Annotated in this window: 17 protein-coding genes; 9 read left to right on the top strand and 8 right to left on the bottom strand. The window is 61.7% G+C overall.

Features of this window, described 5'->3' with window-relative positions:
* Positions 1-2: 2 nt before the first annotated feature.
* Together KDG50_15100 and KDG50_15105 are read right to left on the bottom strand one after the other, a co-directional pair.
* The gene (locus tag KDG50_15100) at positions 3-359 is read right to left on the bottom strand and encodes a hypothetical protein (GenBank protein MCB1866744.1); all 357 of its coding nucleotides are present in this window, start codon (positions 357-359) and stop codon (positions 3-5) included.
* A 374-nt stretch (positions 360-733) separates the two neighbouring features.
* Entirely contained in the window at positions 734-1,333 is a 600-nt protein-coding gene (locus KDG50_15105; GenBank protein ID MCB1866745.1) for a hypothetical protein, read from the bottom strand.
* Positions 1,334-1,351: 18 nt separating this feature from the next.
* Here KDG50_15105 and KDG50_15110 point away from each other — a divergent pair, with 18 nt between their 5' ends.
* Positions 1,352-2,023: a Fe2+-dependent dioxygenase gene (locus KDG50_15110; protein MCB1866746.1), complete on the top strand. Its 672-nt coding sequence runs from the start codon at positions 1,352-1,354 to the stop codon at positions 2,021-2,023.
* A gap of 67 nt (positions 2,024-2,090) precedes the next feature.
* Here the strand turns inward: KDG50_15110 and KDG50_15115 are convergent, their stop codons facing one another.
* The 6 genes from KDG50_15115 to KDG50_15140 all read right to left on the bottom strand — a co-directional run bounded on the left by KDG50_15115 (position 2,091) and on the right by KDG50_15140 (position 5,477).
* Complete coding sequence (locus KDG50_15115) at positions 2,091-2,294, bottom strand: hypothetical protein (GenBank protein ID MCB1866747.1); 204 nt, start codon at positions 2,292-2,294, stop codon at positions 2,091-2,093.
* 164 nt (positions 2,295-2,458) lie between these two features.
* Complete coding sequence (locus KDG50_15120; protein MCB1866748.1) at positions 2,459-2,797, bottom strand: TusE/DsrC/DsvC family sulfur relay protein; 339 nt, start codon at positions 2,795-2,797, stop codon at positions 2,459-2,461.
* A 139-nt stretch (positions 2,798-2,936) separates the two neighbouring features.
* On the bottom strand, positions 2,937-3,629 hold the full coding sequence (gene cas6, locus KDG50_15125) for a type I-MYXAN CRISPR-associated protein Cas6/Cmx6 (protein ID MCB1866749.1): 693 nt from the start codon (positions 3,627-3,629) through the stop codon (positions 2,937-2,939).
* A gap of 1 nt (position 3,630) precedes the next feature.
* Entirely contained in the window at positions 3,631-4,344 is a 714-nt protein-coding gene (locus KDG50_15130) for a hypothetical protein (protein MCB1866750.1), read from the bottom strand.
* Between the two features lie 5 nt (positions 4,345-4,349).
* Entirely contained in the window at positions 4,350-4,538 is a 189-nt protein-coding gene (locus KDG50_15135) for a sulfur relay protein DsrC (GenBank protein ID MCB1866751.1), read from the bottom strand.
* A gap of 3 nt (positions 4,539-4,541) precedes the next feature.
* Complete coding sequence (locus KDG50_15140; protein ID MCB1866752.1) at positions 4,542-5,477, bottom strand: TauD/TfdA family dioxygenase; 936 nt, start codon at positions 5,475-5,477, stop codon at positions 4,542-4,544.
* A gap of 324 nt (positions 5,478-5,801) precedes the next feature.
* On the opposite strand from KDG50_15140, the gene dsrA reads away from it, so the two are divergent.
* The 8 genes from dsrA to KDG50_15180 all read left to right on the top strand — a co-directional run bounded on the left by dsrA (position 5,802) and on the right by KDG50_15180 (position 12,189).
* On the top strand, positions 5,802-7,055 hold the full coding sequence (gene dsrA / locus KDG50_15145) for a dissimilatory-type sulfite reductase subunit alpha (GenBank protein ID MCB1866753.1): 1,254 nt from the start codon (positions 5,802-5,804) through the stop codon (positions 7,053-7,055).
* A 114-nt stretch (positions 7,056-7,169) separates the two neighbouring features.
* On the top strand, positions 7,170-8,246 hold the full coding sequence (gene dsrB / locus KDG50_15150) for a dissimilatory-type sulfite reductase subunit beta (GenBank protein MCB1866754.1): 1,077 nt from the start codon (positions 7,170-7,172) through the stop codon (positions 8,244-8,246).
* A 14-nt stretch (positions 8,247-8,260) separates the two neighbouring features.
* Positions 8,261-8,653 (top strand): sulfurtransferase complex subunit TusD, encoded by a 393-nt coding sequence (gene tusD, locus KDG50_15155; GenBank protein ID MCB1866755.1) that lies wholly within the window; start codon positions 8,261-8,263, stop codon positions 8,651-8,653.
* 20 nt (positions 8,654-8,673) lie between these two features.
* The gene (gene tusC / locus KDG50_15160; GenBank protein ID MCB1866756.1) at positions 8,674-9,093 is read left to right on the top strand and encodes a sulfurtransferase complex subunit TusC; all 420 of its coding nucleotides are present in this window, start codon (positions 8,674-8,676) and stop codon (positions 9,091-9,093) included.
* A gap of 11 nt (positions 9,094-9,104) precedes the next feature.
* The gene (gene tusB / locus KDG50_15165) at positions 9,105-9,413 is read left to right on the top strand and encodes a sulfurtransferase complex subunit TusB (protein MCB1866757.1); all 309 of its coding nucleotides are present in this window, start codon (positions 9,105-9,107) and stop codon (positions 9,411-9,413) included.
* Between the two features lie 47 nt (positions 9,414-9,460).
* Positions 9,461-9,793: a TusE/DsrC/DsvC family sulfur relay protein gene (locus KDG50_15170; protein ID MCB1866758.1), complete on the top strand. Its 333-nt coding sequence runs from the start codon at positions 9,461-9,463 to the stop codon at positions 9,791-9,793.
* Between the two features lie 76 nt (positions 9,794-9,869).
* Complete coding sequence (locus KDG50_15175; GenBank protein MCB1866759.1) at positions 9,870-10,613, top strand: respiratory nitrate reductase subunit gamma; 744 nt, start codon at positions 9,870-9,872, stop codon at positions 10,611-10,613.
* A 40-nt stretch (positions 10,614-10,653) separates the two neighbouring features.
* Positions 10,654-12,189 (top strand): (Fe-S)-binding protein, encoded by a 1,536-nt coding sequence (locus KDG50_15180; GenBank protein ID MCB1866760.1) that lies wholly within the window; start codon positions 10,654-10,656, stop codon positions 12,187-12,189.
* Positions 12,190-12,226 lie beyond the last annotated feature (37 nt).

The raw sequence follows: 12,226 nt of genomic DNA on the forward strand, positions 1-12,226 counted from the left end.
GTTCACGCGCTGGCCTTTCGCGTTGCTGGTTCAACACATGCGCCGTGCAATCGCGCGAGCGCGATCTGATCGGTGATCGACGGCACCTCGTGCGCATGCGTCTCGACGTATTCAATCCAGCGATCGTGGGTCAGTGCCTCGTTCGGGTCGGTGTGATGACAGCCGAGCACACGAACCGTGGCATCGCCAATCTTCCAGGGGCCTTCGCCTCTGAGATCGCCTTCGAGCAGATGAATGCGGGTCGCGGCACCCGGAAGATGCCAGAACGGTTCGAAGTACAGCAGACCGCGCGGGTGCGGGAAACGCTGCGCAATCAAATGACGTGTGCCATCACGGTATTGCACCAGCAGCGGTGCCATGACGCTGAAAAGTTCCGCCACGGTCTAAAAGTGGCCGGAATTTGTGCAGGCGCACATTTGTCGGAGTGCCATGCCCGCTTGCGCCGCGTGGGCGCTGTTCGAATTCCGCGATTTGCGGTTGCGGGCGAAAGGCTCCGACATCTCTTCGGGATGGGTTCGTCAGCTGAGTGAGGCGGCGGCATTTTGAACGAGTCGGCGCGTCAGCGCGAGTTTTTGCTGGCACCGGAATTGATGCAGCGCAATAGCTGCAACGCAGCAATGGTGCTCAGCGACTTGCGGTGCGTCGCCTATGGAAGCGTTGATCAATCCGTAGAAGGATTGCCAGAGCGGCACTTCCGTGTGCCGCAGGAAACTCTGAAGTATTCAGAGTTTGCCTATTGCTTGAGTCCCGCGGCGAGTTCGTTGAATCGACGTCGGCAGGCTTCCGCACGTAAATCATCGGCTTCCGCTTCGGTCTTTACCGTCGGGCCATCTTCCCAGATGCCCAGCGACTGGTTGTAGATCGAAAAGCGCCAGCTGCGCCCGACCTTGTAGGGCTGACTGACTTCACGTTGTGCCTGTGCGAGGGCCTCCAGGCGGTCGACGCCCGCGCTGGCCGGCGCAGGCGGTGGTGCGGACATCTGTGGCGTGGCGGCAGCGTCGCCTTGAAGCTGTGTGGCCTGCATTTCGCCGCTGGTATCGAGTTCGATGCGCTCGACGTGCGGTGCGCGCGCGGCGATGTACCCCGCCAGCAATACGGCGAGCCTGACGTTTTCCGCTTCCAGCGCCGAAAGCAGTCGATGCGCGACGATCTGTACGCGTTGATCCCGATCGGGCGAGGCGATCCAGTCGCGGCTCATCTGCCAGCCGGCATCGAGGTCGCGGTCCAGACGGTCGAAGAATTCGCTGGCACCTGCGATGATATTGTCTGGTACGTCGAGGGGAATCACGACTTCCTCGACAACGAGTTCGAGGCGTTTTGCTGCGCTTTTCATAGGCGGGGATTTTAGCCCATGTTGCTTGAAATTCCGGAAATCCTGGCTCCGGCGGCGGTCGGCGATGTCGTTGCGGCGCTGGCCGGATCACAGTTCGTGGACGGGCGTGCGACCGCAGGCAAGGCCGCGCGGACGGTCAAGCGCAATGAGGAAGGGCAGCTGCCGCCGCAGCAGATGCAGAACCTTTACAGACTGATCATCACAGCACTGGCGCAGAGCCCGCGGTTCAGATCCGCCGCACTGCCGCTTTCAGTGTCGGACCCGATTTTCGCGCGCTATCGGCCGGGCATGACCTACGGTGATCACATCGACGATCCGGTGATGGGTGCCGGCAAACGGTTTCGCAGCGACATCGCCGTGACGGTGTTCCTGAACGAGCCTGATCGCTATGACGGCGGCGAACTCGTCGTTCGCACCAGTTTCGGCGATCGCAGGGTGAAACTTGCGGCGGGGCATGCCGTGGTCTATCCGGCGTCGAGTCTGCACCAGGTCGCGCCCGTTACCCGCGGTGAGCGCATCGTGGCGGTGTGCTGGGTTCAGTCCATGGTGCGTTCGCCCGAACAGCGTGAGCTGTTGTATGAACTCGATCTGGCGCGCGAGTCTTTGTTGGAGGCAGACCCGAATGCGACCGCCGCCCAGCAGGTCAATCGCGCGTACCTGAATCTGATCCGGATGTGGGCCGAGGTTTAGCGCAGACCTGGCCAGGAAACAAAAAAGCCGGCGGAAGCCGGCTTTTTTGTTGGTCGGGTGTTTCCGCTCAGGTGCGGATCGAACCCTTGACCTCGTGCGCGCTGTCGACCACGTCGGTCGCCAGTGACTGGTACTTCTCCATGTACTCGCCGAGGAAGCCTTCCGGCTCATGGTAGAGGTCCTTCAGCGTGACGCCCTGTTCATGCTCGATTTCCATGAACTTGCGCTGCATCTCGAGCATTTCCTCGATCTTCGCACGCTTGGCTTTGATCATTGCCGGATCGTTGCTGACGACACCCTTGGCCATGGCTTGATTACCTCTTACGTCGTTCGCCGCGCCGGGAAGGCTGCGGCACAAAATTTCAGATATTTTGGAATTATCCGCGGTTTGGGTCGCGGGGGACCATATCCCGAATGGGCAAGCTCCCGGGCGGATCAATATCCGCCTTTGCGCCGGCTCTCCGGCAGCCCCGCGATGCGACCGCCCTGTTTGCTCGGGTCCATCGGGAACAGGTCGTAAACGTCCTTCTGCCCGATCTTCTCGCCCCATTTGTCGGCCATTGCCTTGACGATCTGGCGCGTATTGGGCTGATTCTCGCGGTTGTTGAAGAACTCGTCGCGAAGAAAGTGGATCAGGTCCCAGTGGCGATCGGTCAGCTCAAGGTCTTCCTGGCTGGCGATGATCTTGGCGAGATCCTCGCTCCAGTCTTCCGCGTTGACCAGGTAGCCGGTGGCCGTCGTTTCGATGGTCTTGCCGTTGATTTCAATCGACATCGCTTGTTACCTCTGCAACTGAGTCAGTTTCTAAAGCGCTTGGCGCGGTCTGCGGGCAACGGTCGGTCCGTGGCGACGCGCCAAAGGGCGCGGCATTCTAGACCACGGTGCCCGATGACGTCTAACCGGGTCGACCGATCTACCCCGATTGCTGGTCGGAGGCCGATTTCACGGCCTCGATGCCCTTGTGCGGGAGAAACAGCCCACAACCGAGCAGGCGGCCCTCGCCGAGCGGGGTCTGCTGCACGCGCACGGCCTCGTCGGGTTTTAGGTCGGCGATCATGAGGCTGCGGGTTTCGAGATGACCGCTCGCCGTCTGGATCACGTGCGTGCGCCCGCACATGGCCTTGCGCACCGTGACTCCGCGTTCGCGCAGCCGTTCGGCGGCGTGGGCGATGAAGCGGTCCTCGTCATGCTCGGGCAGGGCGACATAGCGCGCGAACACCGTGCCCTGGGTGGAAAGCGTCCTGGGTTTGGCTTTGCCAACGCGCATCGTCTGGCCCGCGACCTCGATTTCACGTCCGCTCAGTGCGATGGCCTGTTCGAGCCGGTGGGCCGGCAGCCGCAGGTGCAGTTTCGTGCGTTTCGAAAGGCAGAGCATCTGGGTTTCGTCATCGGGTCGAAACCAGCCGTTGCCCGATTCGGCGACGTGAATCTGGTGTATGCCTGCCAGCGGTTCGTCGGCGAGCCAGGGCAGTTCGGCGAGCACGGCGGCGCGCAGGGCGTCGGCGTGGTCGACCGGCAGCTGGCGGCATTCCAGCGCGAATGCGAGATCCTGGACGGTGTCCGGGACGACGTAACGGGAATCCGCATCCGATTCCTGCCAGAGCATCTCAGTCCTCCGGCATCGCCGCGCGCAGGGCGTCGCGGTCGAACCACCAGTCGTCCTGCACGAGTACGTCGATGACGTTGCGCAGTCGCGGCAGAAAACGTGTGGGGTCGTCGAGTTCGAGGCGCGAGAACCACAGTTCGAACTCGGCCTGGGTGGTGACTTCGCCATGTCGACGGGCAACGACGCCGAGCAGTTGACTCGCAAAAAAATGCAGGTTTTTGTGCTGGGTTTCGTCCTGCGCGCGCAGCTCGACCAGGTACACCGCGGCGGCGGCGGCGACCGCGGCGCCGTCCGAATCGTCCGGCGTCTCATCGACGATGTGCTGGAGCATCGTGACGCTGAGTTCCGGGTCGACCGGCATGCTGACCGCAAGCCATACGCCCTGGCCGAGCGCGGCGAGAGAAGCGGCCTGATCGGAGCGGAACAGTACATCGAAGCCCTCCACGGCGGCCGACCAGTCGCCCAGTTCGACGAACGCGCGAGCGGCGGGTTCGGCGTAGCGCCAGGCGGACTCGCCGTCGTCGAGCTCGGCATGAAAGCGCGCGATCTCGAGTTCCATGCGTGCGCGCTCGGCCGGGCTCGCAGCGGCGCGTTCGGCCGCGTAGCGCTGGTTGAGCTCGGCAAGCTGGGCCTCAAGCACCGCCGCGGATTCCCCGCGCTCGCCAAACGGTAGTGCGACGGCGTCGGTCAGCGGTGGCATTTCACGGCTCGCCATGCGCGTTAGACCCGGCCGGAAAAGGCCGCCTCGAGGCGGTCTTCCCAGTCGTCCGGCGTGTCGGGGAACGGCGGCTTCACGTTGATGCGAAAGTGCATTTCGCCACGGCGCGCGGCGGCCTGCACGAGTTCAAGTAGCGCGGGAAAGCCGTCGACATCCTTGTGCGCGATCAGAAGATCACTGAGCATCAGCATCGTTCAGGCCTCGGTCGTTGGCGCGGTTGCGACGCGGTCGAAATAGCGTGCGCGCAGGATGCGCCGCTGCTGTTCGGGCTGTTCACCATCGGTGAATCCCGTGCGATTGTGCAAGACATTGTTGGACACCAGGCCTTCATTCGGCGCGAGCCGCAGGTGACGCACCTGCGGGTTGGCGTCGCCTAACAGCTCGTCGAGCAGGGCGCGCGCGTCCCGGGTTGCCGAATGGTCGCGCCAGCGGATATTGCGCCCGCGTGCGCTGTAGCGCATGTGCAGGTGACCCGTGGCGTCGGTACTGAACACCGGGCCGATGGTCCAGCCGCGGATCTCGGTGCCGTTTTCCTCGTTGGGCGGGATCGCCATCGCCTCGGGATGCGACAGGGCCTCGATGTACCGCGGGTCGGCGTCGCGCAGGGCAATGTAGGCGAGCTCGTGATCGAGCAACGCGTTCTCGCCGCCGGTCTGGGCGGGGCGGACGCAGTGCAATATCCAGCCCCGCACCTGGTGATCGGCGTCGTTGTAGTAGCCGTCGGTATGCCAGGAAAGCGGACGATTCGTGTACGGGATATAACCCGTCGCGCGTCCGGCGCCCGCGACCTCGAGCACGCTGACGCCGGAAGCCTCGTCGGCGCACAGATTGCCGTCGATGCGCTTGAGTCCGAGCGCGCTGCCCAGCGTGCGAACGAAAGCAATCGGATCGTCCGGTGTGTGTCGGGATCGGTAAACCGCCACGTTGTGCCGGGCGACTTCGTCGCGCAGGTTCGCGAGGGCGGCCCGGTCCGCGCTTGGGTCCGCATCGACCTCGATGATCCTCGGGCTCGCCGCAAGTAGCTGTACCGACTCGAGTTTTTCTGCGCGCCAGGCGTCGTATGCGCGGCTGTCGTCGAGCGCAAACGGCGATCTGGACGGGGCGGAGTGACGGGTAGGCGCGGGGGGCATTTCAATTAGTAATTGACAGAATAATAAAATTTTAATACAAATTCGCTGTTTGGGTTCACCCCCAAGCCGGTCGGTTTCAGGCTGGGCCTCCGGCGCCTATCCCGAATGGGGTATGCCGTGTCGGCCCCAGCCCCCCAGCAGGGGCGATGTGTCGAAACCGGGCGCTGGGCTAACATGAACCGTCTGGGCTGCATGTGCCACGGCACACCTGAGTGTGCGGGCCGGGGCTCGGACGAAATACATCGTGACCGTGGCAGCGTTTTCCAAGGCGCAACCGCATTGGGCCGCGATCGCAACGAAGCAATCTGAGGAGACGACAGACTCATGACGATGCAACTCCATGACACGCCGATGCTCGACGAGCTGGAGAAAGGCCCGTGGCCCAGCTTCATTTCAGGCATCAAGCGCCTGCGTGACCAGCATCCCGAGCCGCGCATCCGCGAGATGACCAACTCGCTGCTCGGCCAGCTTGAACACTCCTACGAAACCCGCAAGGGTTACTGGAAAGGCGGCACGGTCAGTGTCTACGGCTACGGCGGCGGCATCATTCCGCGCTTCTCCGAAGTCGGTCATGCGTTTCCCGAATCGAAAGAATTCCACACCCTGCGTGTACAGCCGCCGGCCGGCAACCACTACACGACTTCCATGCTGCGCACGCTTGCCGACAGCTGGGAGAAGTGGGGTTCGGGCCTGGTGACCTTCCATGGTCAGACCGGCAACATCATGTTCATCGGCACCTCGACCGAGAACACCCAGCATTTCTTTGACGAAATCAACGAATACGGCTGGGACCTCGGCGGCGCGGGCCCGTGCGTGCGCACCGCGATGAGCTGCGTCGGCGCGGCACGTTGCGAAATGTCCAACTGCAACGAGATCAAGATTCACCGCCTGCTGGTGAACAACTTCATCGACGACATGCACCGTCCGGCACTGCCGTACAAGTTCAAGTTCAAGGTCTCGGGTTGCCCGAACGACTGCCAGAACGCCGTCGAGCGCGCCGACATGGCTGTGATCGGCACCTGGCGCGACGACATGAAGGTCAACCAGGACGAAGTGAAGGCCTTCATCGCGAAGAAGGGCCGCAAGTACATCATCGACAACGTCATCACGCGTTGCCCGACGAATGCCCTGTCGCTCGCCGACGACGACAAGCTGGTCGTCGACAACCGCAACTGCGTCAAGTGCATGCACTGCCTGAACGTCATGCCCAAGGCCCTGCATCCGGGTGACGACAAGGGCGTCACGGTGCTGATCGGCGGCAAGCGCACGCTCAAGATCGGTGACCTGATGGGTACCGTGATCCTGCCGTTCAAGAAGCTCGAAACCACGGAAGACTACGAGGAACTCGTGGAGCTCGCCGAGGAAACCATCGACTTCTGGGCCGAGAACGCGCTGGAGCACGAGCGTTGCGGCGAGATGATCGAACGCATCGGTCTTGTAAATTTCCTCGAGGGCATTGGTGTGGATGTTGATCCGAACATGATCAACCATCCGCGTGAATGCTCGTACGTGCGTACCGACGGCTGGGATGAAGAAGCCGAAAAGTGGTTCGCACGCAAGGCAGAAGCCGCGGGCTGACGGCCGGCGCGGCATTTCTTAAAGAGCTAAGACAGACAGTCGGGGATCTGGGGCGCAGGCCATGCGCCCCGGTGGCCTCGCTGCGCGAAAGCATCCTGAAACGGGAGAAGATTGATGGCGAAAGAGCAGCATCGCATGCCGATCGAGTCCGGCTGTCCGGACGGCTTTCAGTACATGCATCCGACCATGCAGAAGAACTTCGGCCAGTGGCTCTACCACGAGCACCCGAAGTGCGGTGTGCTGAAGCACGTTGCCAAGTCCGGCGACACGATCTGGACGGTGCGCGCGGGCACGCAGCGCATCCTTGACCTCTACACGCTGCGCCACCTGTGCGACATTGGCGACAAGTACGCGGATGGCCATGTGCACTTCACCATCCGCAGCAACATCGAGTTCATGGTGACCGACGAGGCTCGTGTCGAGCCATTGATCGAGGCGCTGGAGTCATCTGGCTTCGTCGTCGGCGGTACGCAGAACTCCGTGACCATGATTTCGCATACCCAGGGCTGGTTGCATTGCGACATCCCGGGCACCGATGCCTCCGGCGTCGTGAAGTCCATGATGGACGAGCTCTATGAGGACTTTAAGCACGCCCGGTTCCCGAACCGCGTGCACATCACGACTTCCTGCTGCCAGATCAACTGCGGTGGTCAGGGTGACATCGCGATCAACGTGCAGCACACCAAGCCGCCGAAGATCAATCACGACCTCGTCGCGAACGTCTGCGAGCGTCCGTCGGTCGTCGCGCGTTGCCCGGTCGCGGCGATTCGCCCGGCCATGGTCAACGGCAAGCCGTCGCTGGAAGTCGACGAAAAGAAATGCATCTGCTGTGGCGCGTGCTACCCGCCGTGCCCGCCGATGCAGATCAACGACCCTGAGAACACGAAGCTTGCGATCTGGGTCGGTGGCAATCACTCGAACGCCCGCTCGAAGCCGTCGTTCCAGAAGCTGGTCGCCGCCGGCGTGCCGAACAATCCGCCGCGCTGGCCGGAGGCCACCGCGATCGTCAAGCGCATCCTCAAGGCCTATCGTGAAGACGCGCGTGACTGGGAGCGCATCAACGACTGGATCGACCGCATCGGCTGGCCGCGTTTCTTCGAGCTGACCGAGCTGCCGTTCACGAAGTACCACATCGACAACTGGCGTGGTGCGCGCAAGAGCCTCAATTCGTCGGCCTACATCCGCTTCTGAGAGCGCAGACCGGTATGAAGTTCGCAATTCAGGTCAACGAAGGGCCGTATCAGCACCAGGCCTCGGACAGCGCGTACCAGTTCACGAAGGCCGCGCTGGCGAAGGGCCATGAGGTGATGCGCGTGTTCTTCTACCACGACGGCGTGAACAACGGCACGCGTCTGACGACGCCGCCACAGGACGATCGCAACATCGTCAACCGCTGGTCCGAACTCGCCACCGAGCACGGGCTGGACATGGTGCTGTGCGTTGCCGCGGCCCAGCGTCGCGGCATCGTCGATGCCGACGAGATGAAGCGCCACGGCAAGGATGCGCACAACATCGCGCCGGGCTTTCGGATCTCCGGGCTCGGTCAGTTGATCGAGGCTGGCATCCAGGCGGACCGTCTCATGGTCTTTGGCGACTGATTCGTTGGAGGAAGCAAGAAATGTCTGACGAAGGCGGAAAGACCAAAAAGTTCCTGTATGTGAACCGGCGTGCACCGCATGGCACGGTCTACGCCCTGGAGGCGCTCGAGGTCGTGCTGATCGGCGCGGCGTTCGAACAGGATGTTTCCATGGCGTTTGTCGACGACGGTGTCTATCAGCTCGTCGCCCGCCAGAAGACGACCGACATCGGCATCAAGAACTTCTCGCCGACCTATCAGGCGCTCGGCGATTACGACGTACGCAAGCTGTATGTCGAACAGGAGTCGCTGGACGAGCGCGGTCTGAGCACCGATCAGCTCATGCAGCTGACCTACGAAGATGAAGACGACGACTGGGCCGAGAAGGATTCCATCCAGGTCCTGAGCCGCGCGGAACTCGCAAAGCTTATGGACGAACACGACGTTCTGTTCAACTTCTGACGGAGGCGATGATGTCGATTCTGCACACGGTCAATCGCTCGCCGTTCGAGCGCAACAGTCTGAATACCTGCCTCGGCTATGCACTGCCGGGCAGCGCGATCCTGTTCTACGAGGACGGCGTTTATGCCGGCCTGAAGGGCGCCGCGACCGAGTCGCAGGTGGCCGCGGCGACCAAGGACCGCAAGGTTTATGTTCTGGGGCCCGATCTGAGTGCCCGTGGGTTCGGTGCCGATCAACTGATCGACGGCATCGAAGTAGTCGATTACGCGGGTTTCGTCGATCTCGCGGCCAGTGCCGACAAGGTGCAGGCCTGGCTTTGATCGAGCGCGACCTATCGTAATTTTCAGCTGAGCTTGGGAGATACATCATGCCTATCGAAGTAAGCGGTAAGTCCCTGGAAACCGACGAGGAAGGTTACCTCGCCAACATCAACGAGTGGGAACCGGGGGTTGCCACCGAGATGGCCAAACAGGACGAACTGGATCTGACCGACGAGCACTGGGAGATCATCAACTTCCTCCGTGAGTACTACGAGGAATACCAGATCGCTCCGGCCGTTCGCGTGCTGACCAAGGCTGTCGGCAAGAAAATGGGCAAGGACAAGGGCAACAGCAAGTACCTGTACTCGCTGTTCCCGTACGGCCCGGGCAAACAGGCGTGCCGTTACGCCGGTCTGCCGAAGCCGACTGGCTGCGTCTGATCCGTTTGCGAACCGGAGGCGGCGAACCGTCGCCTCCGGGCTCTTCCCGGCCTGATTTGATGGAGGTGGCCAGAGCATGAATGCTCTGTCAGTCATCTACGCGCTGCTGTTTTATTTCGCGGTCGCTGTGCTGTTGATCTTTACGATCAAACGCATTGCGCTGTACGCGCGCACGCCTGCGCCATTGAAAATCCCGACGACGCCGGCGCCGACCACGACGACCGGTGTCGTGTTGCGCATGACGCGCGAAGTCGTATTTTTTGAGAGCCTGTTCAAGGCGACGAAGTGGACCTGGCTGTTTGGATGGATGTTCCATCTGGCGCTCCTGCTGGCCTTTTTCCGGCACCTGCGCTATGCGATGGACCCGGTCATCTGGCCGCTCGGCACGGAGCTTGTTCAGGCCGCCGGCAAGTATGCGGGATTCATGATGCTCGCCGGGCTGGCGGGGCTGTTCGCACGCCGGGTGTTCGTCGATCGTGTGCGGTATATCTCCGCGCCGTCGGACTATCTGATGCTGATCTTGCTGTTCGCCATTGCGGGCAGTGGCCTGATGATGACCTATGTCGTGCATACCGACGTGATTGCACTGCAGAATTTTGTCATCGGACTGTTCACCTTTTCCTGGCAGCCGCTGCCGGCGGATGCGTTGTTGATCGTGCACCTGAGTCTGGTGCTGATCCTGGCGCTGATCTTCCCGTTCAGCAAGCTGTTGCATGCGCCGGGCATCTTCTTCAGCCCGACGCGAAACCAAGTGGACAACCCGCGCGAGCGTCGTCACCTGGCGCAGTGGGCCCGCAAGCTCGAAGAGGCAGGTCAATAAGAGCGGGAGTTCCCGTTCCGTTGTATCGCAACTGAAACCGATGGCTAAAGACGACATCCAGATTCCGGAGCTGCGCGAGCAGTACGAGATTCCGCCGATCCAGATCGGATCGATGGCCGGTCCCGGGCCGTACATCGCCAAGGCGGACTTTCAGGATGCACTCGGCTTCCCGGGCGAACTGGTCGACAACTGGCAGCAGAAGGCCATCGACAAGATGGGCGATCTGCTCGGCAAGTACCGATCGTTTCAGGTCTATCTCGATGCCTGCGTCAAATGCGGCGCCTGCACCGACAAATGCCATTACTATCTGGGCACGCAGGATCCTAAAAACATGCCGGTCGGCCGGCAGGATCTGCTGCGCAAGGTCTATCGTCGCTACTTCACGGTCGCGGGCAAGCTGTTTCCGAAGCTCGTCGGCGCGCAGGACCTCACCAAGGAGGTTCTCGACGACTGGTACAACTACTACCACCAGTGTTCGCAGTGTCGTCGCTGCTCGGTGTTCTGTCCGTACGGCATCGATACGGCGGAAATCTCCATGGCCGCACGCGAGATCATGGACAGCATTGGCGTTGGCTCGAAATACAACAACGAGATCATCGGCAAGGTCCACAAGATCGGCAACAATCTCGGCCTTCCCGAGCCTGCGCTTGCAGACACGCTCGAAGGGCTCGAAGAAGACGTGCTCGACGAAACCGGCGTCGCCGTCAAGTTCCCGCTGGATCAGGAAGGTGCCGATATCCTGCTCGTGACACCGTCGGCCGATTTCTTCGCCGAACCGCATGTTGACGGGCTGATCGGCTACGCGAAGGTTTTCCACGCCGCGGGCGTGAAATGGACGCTGAGTTCCTATGCGTCCGAAGCGGCAAACTTCGGCATGTTCATCGGCAGCTACGAGAACATGCGCAAGGTTGCACTGCGTATTCGCAAGGCCGCACAGGACCTCGGCGTCAAGCGCATCATTTTCGGCGAGTGCGGCCACGCGTGGCGCGTTGCCTACAGCTTCCTGAACACGCTTGCCGGGCCGTTCGATTTTCTCGATCCCAACTATCCCGTGCCGCAGCACATCTGTGAGTTCACGCACGACCTGATCGAACGCGGCAAGCTGAATTTCGACAAATCCGCGAACGACGACATGGTTCTGACCTATCACGACTCGTGCAACGTTGCGCGGGCCTCGCGCATGGGCAACAAGCCGGGTGGCCAGTTCACGATTCCGCGCGCGATCATCAAGGCGGTCTGCAACAACTATGTGGACATGGCGCCGGAAACGATCTTTGAAAGCACGTTCTGCTGCGGCGGCGGCGGCGGGCTTCTGACCGACGACCTGATGGACCTGCGGGTAAAAGGCGCGATGCCGAGAGCGCAGGCCCTCAAGCAGGTCGTGGCCGATCACGGCGTGACGAACATGGCCGCGATCTGCGCGATCTGCAAGAGCCAGTTTACGAAGGTCATGCCGTATTACGGCATTGATATGCACGCGATCGTCAGCGTGCACCAGCTTGTGAGCAATGCGATTGTTCTTGAGCCGGACGAGAATTCCGACGCCGACGACGGCGACGAAGACGATACTGATTGATAGAACGCTCCGGCGCGCATGTTGCGCCGGTCTGTGA

It is taken from the genome of Chromatiales bacterium (assembly GCA_020445605.1).
Classification (GTDB): Bacteria; Pseudomonadota; Gammaproteobacteria; order JAGRGH01; family JAGRGH01; genus JAGRGH01.

Coding starts and splice junctions, on each gene's coding strand:
- dsrA (MCB1866753.1), top strand. CDS start 5,802: ATGACGATGCAACTCCATGACACGCCGATGCTCGACGAGCTGGAGAAA.
- KDG50_15175 (MCB1866759.1), top strand. CDS start 9,870: ATGAATGCTCTGTCAGTCATCTACGCGCTGCTGTTTTATTTCGCGGTC.
- tusC (MCB1866756.1), top strand. CDS start 8,674: ATGTCTGACGAAGGCGGAAAGACCAAAAAGTTCCTGTATGTGAACCGG.
- KDG50_15120 (MCB1866748.1), bottom strand. CDS start 2,797: ATGTCGATTGAAATCAACGGCAAGACCATCGAAACGACGGCCACCGGC.
- tusD (MCB1866755.1), top strand. CDS start 8,261: ATGAAGTTCGCAATTCAGGTCAACGAAGGGCCGTATCAGCACCAGGCC.
- dsrB (MCB1866754.1), top strand. CDS start 7,170: ATGGCGAAAGAGCAGCATCGCATGCCGATCGAGTCCGGCTGTCCGGAC.
- KDG50_15130 (MCB1866750.1), bottom strand. CDS start 4,344: ATGGCGAGCCGTGAAATGCCACCGCTGACCGACGCCGTCGCACTACCG.
- KDG50_15105 (MCB1866745.1), bottom strand. CDS start 1,333: ATGAAAAGCGCAGCAAAACGCCTCGAACTCGTTGTCGAGGAAGTCGTG.
- KDG50_15135 (MCB1866751.1), bottom strand. CDS start 4,538: ATGCTGATGCTCAGTGATCTTCTGATCGCGCACAAGGATGTCGACGGC.
- KDG50_15110 (MCB1866746.1), top strand. CDS start 1,352: ATGTTGCTTGAAATTCCGGAAATCCTGGCTCCGGCGGCGGTCGGCGAT.
- KDG50_15100 (MCB1866744.1), bottom strand. CDS start 359: ATGGCACCGCTGCTGGTGCAATACCGTGATGGCACACGTCATTTGATT.
- KDG50_15180 (MCB1866760.1), top strand. CDS start 10,654: ATGGCTAAAGACGACATCCAGATTCCGGAGCTGCGCGAGCAGTACGAG.
- KDG50_15170 (MCB1866758.1), top strand. CDS start 9,461: ATGCCTATCGAAGTAAGCGGTAAGTCCCTGGAAACCGACGAGGAAGGT.
- cas6 (MCB1866749.1), bottom strand. CDS start 3,629: ATGCTCTGGCAGGAATCGGATGCGGATTCCCGTTACGTCGTCCCGGAC.
- KDG50_15140 (MCB1866752.1), bottom strand. CDS start 5,477: ATGCCCCCCGCGCCTACCCGTCACTCCGCCCCGTCCAGATCGCCGTTT.
- tusB (MCB1866757.1), top strand. CDS start 9,105: ATGTCGATTCTGCACACGGTCAATCGCTCGCCGTTCGAGCGCAACAGT.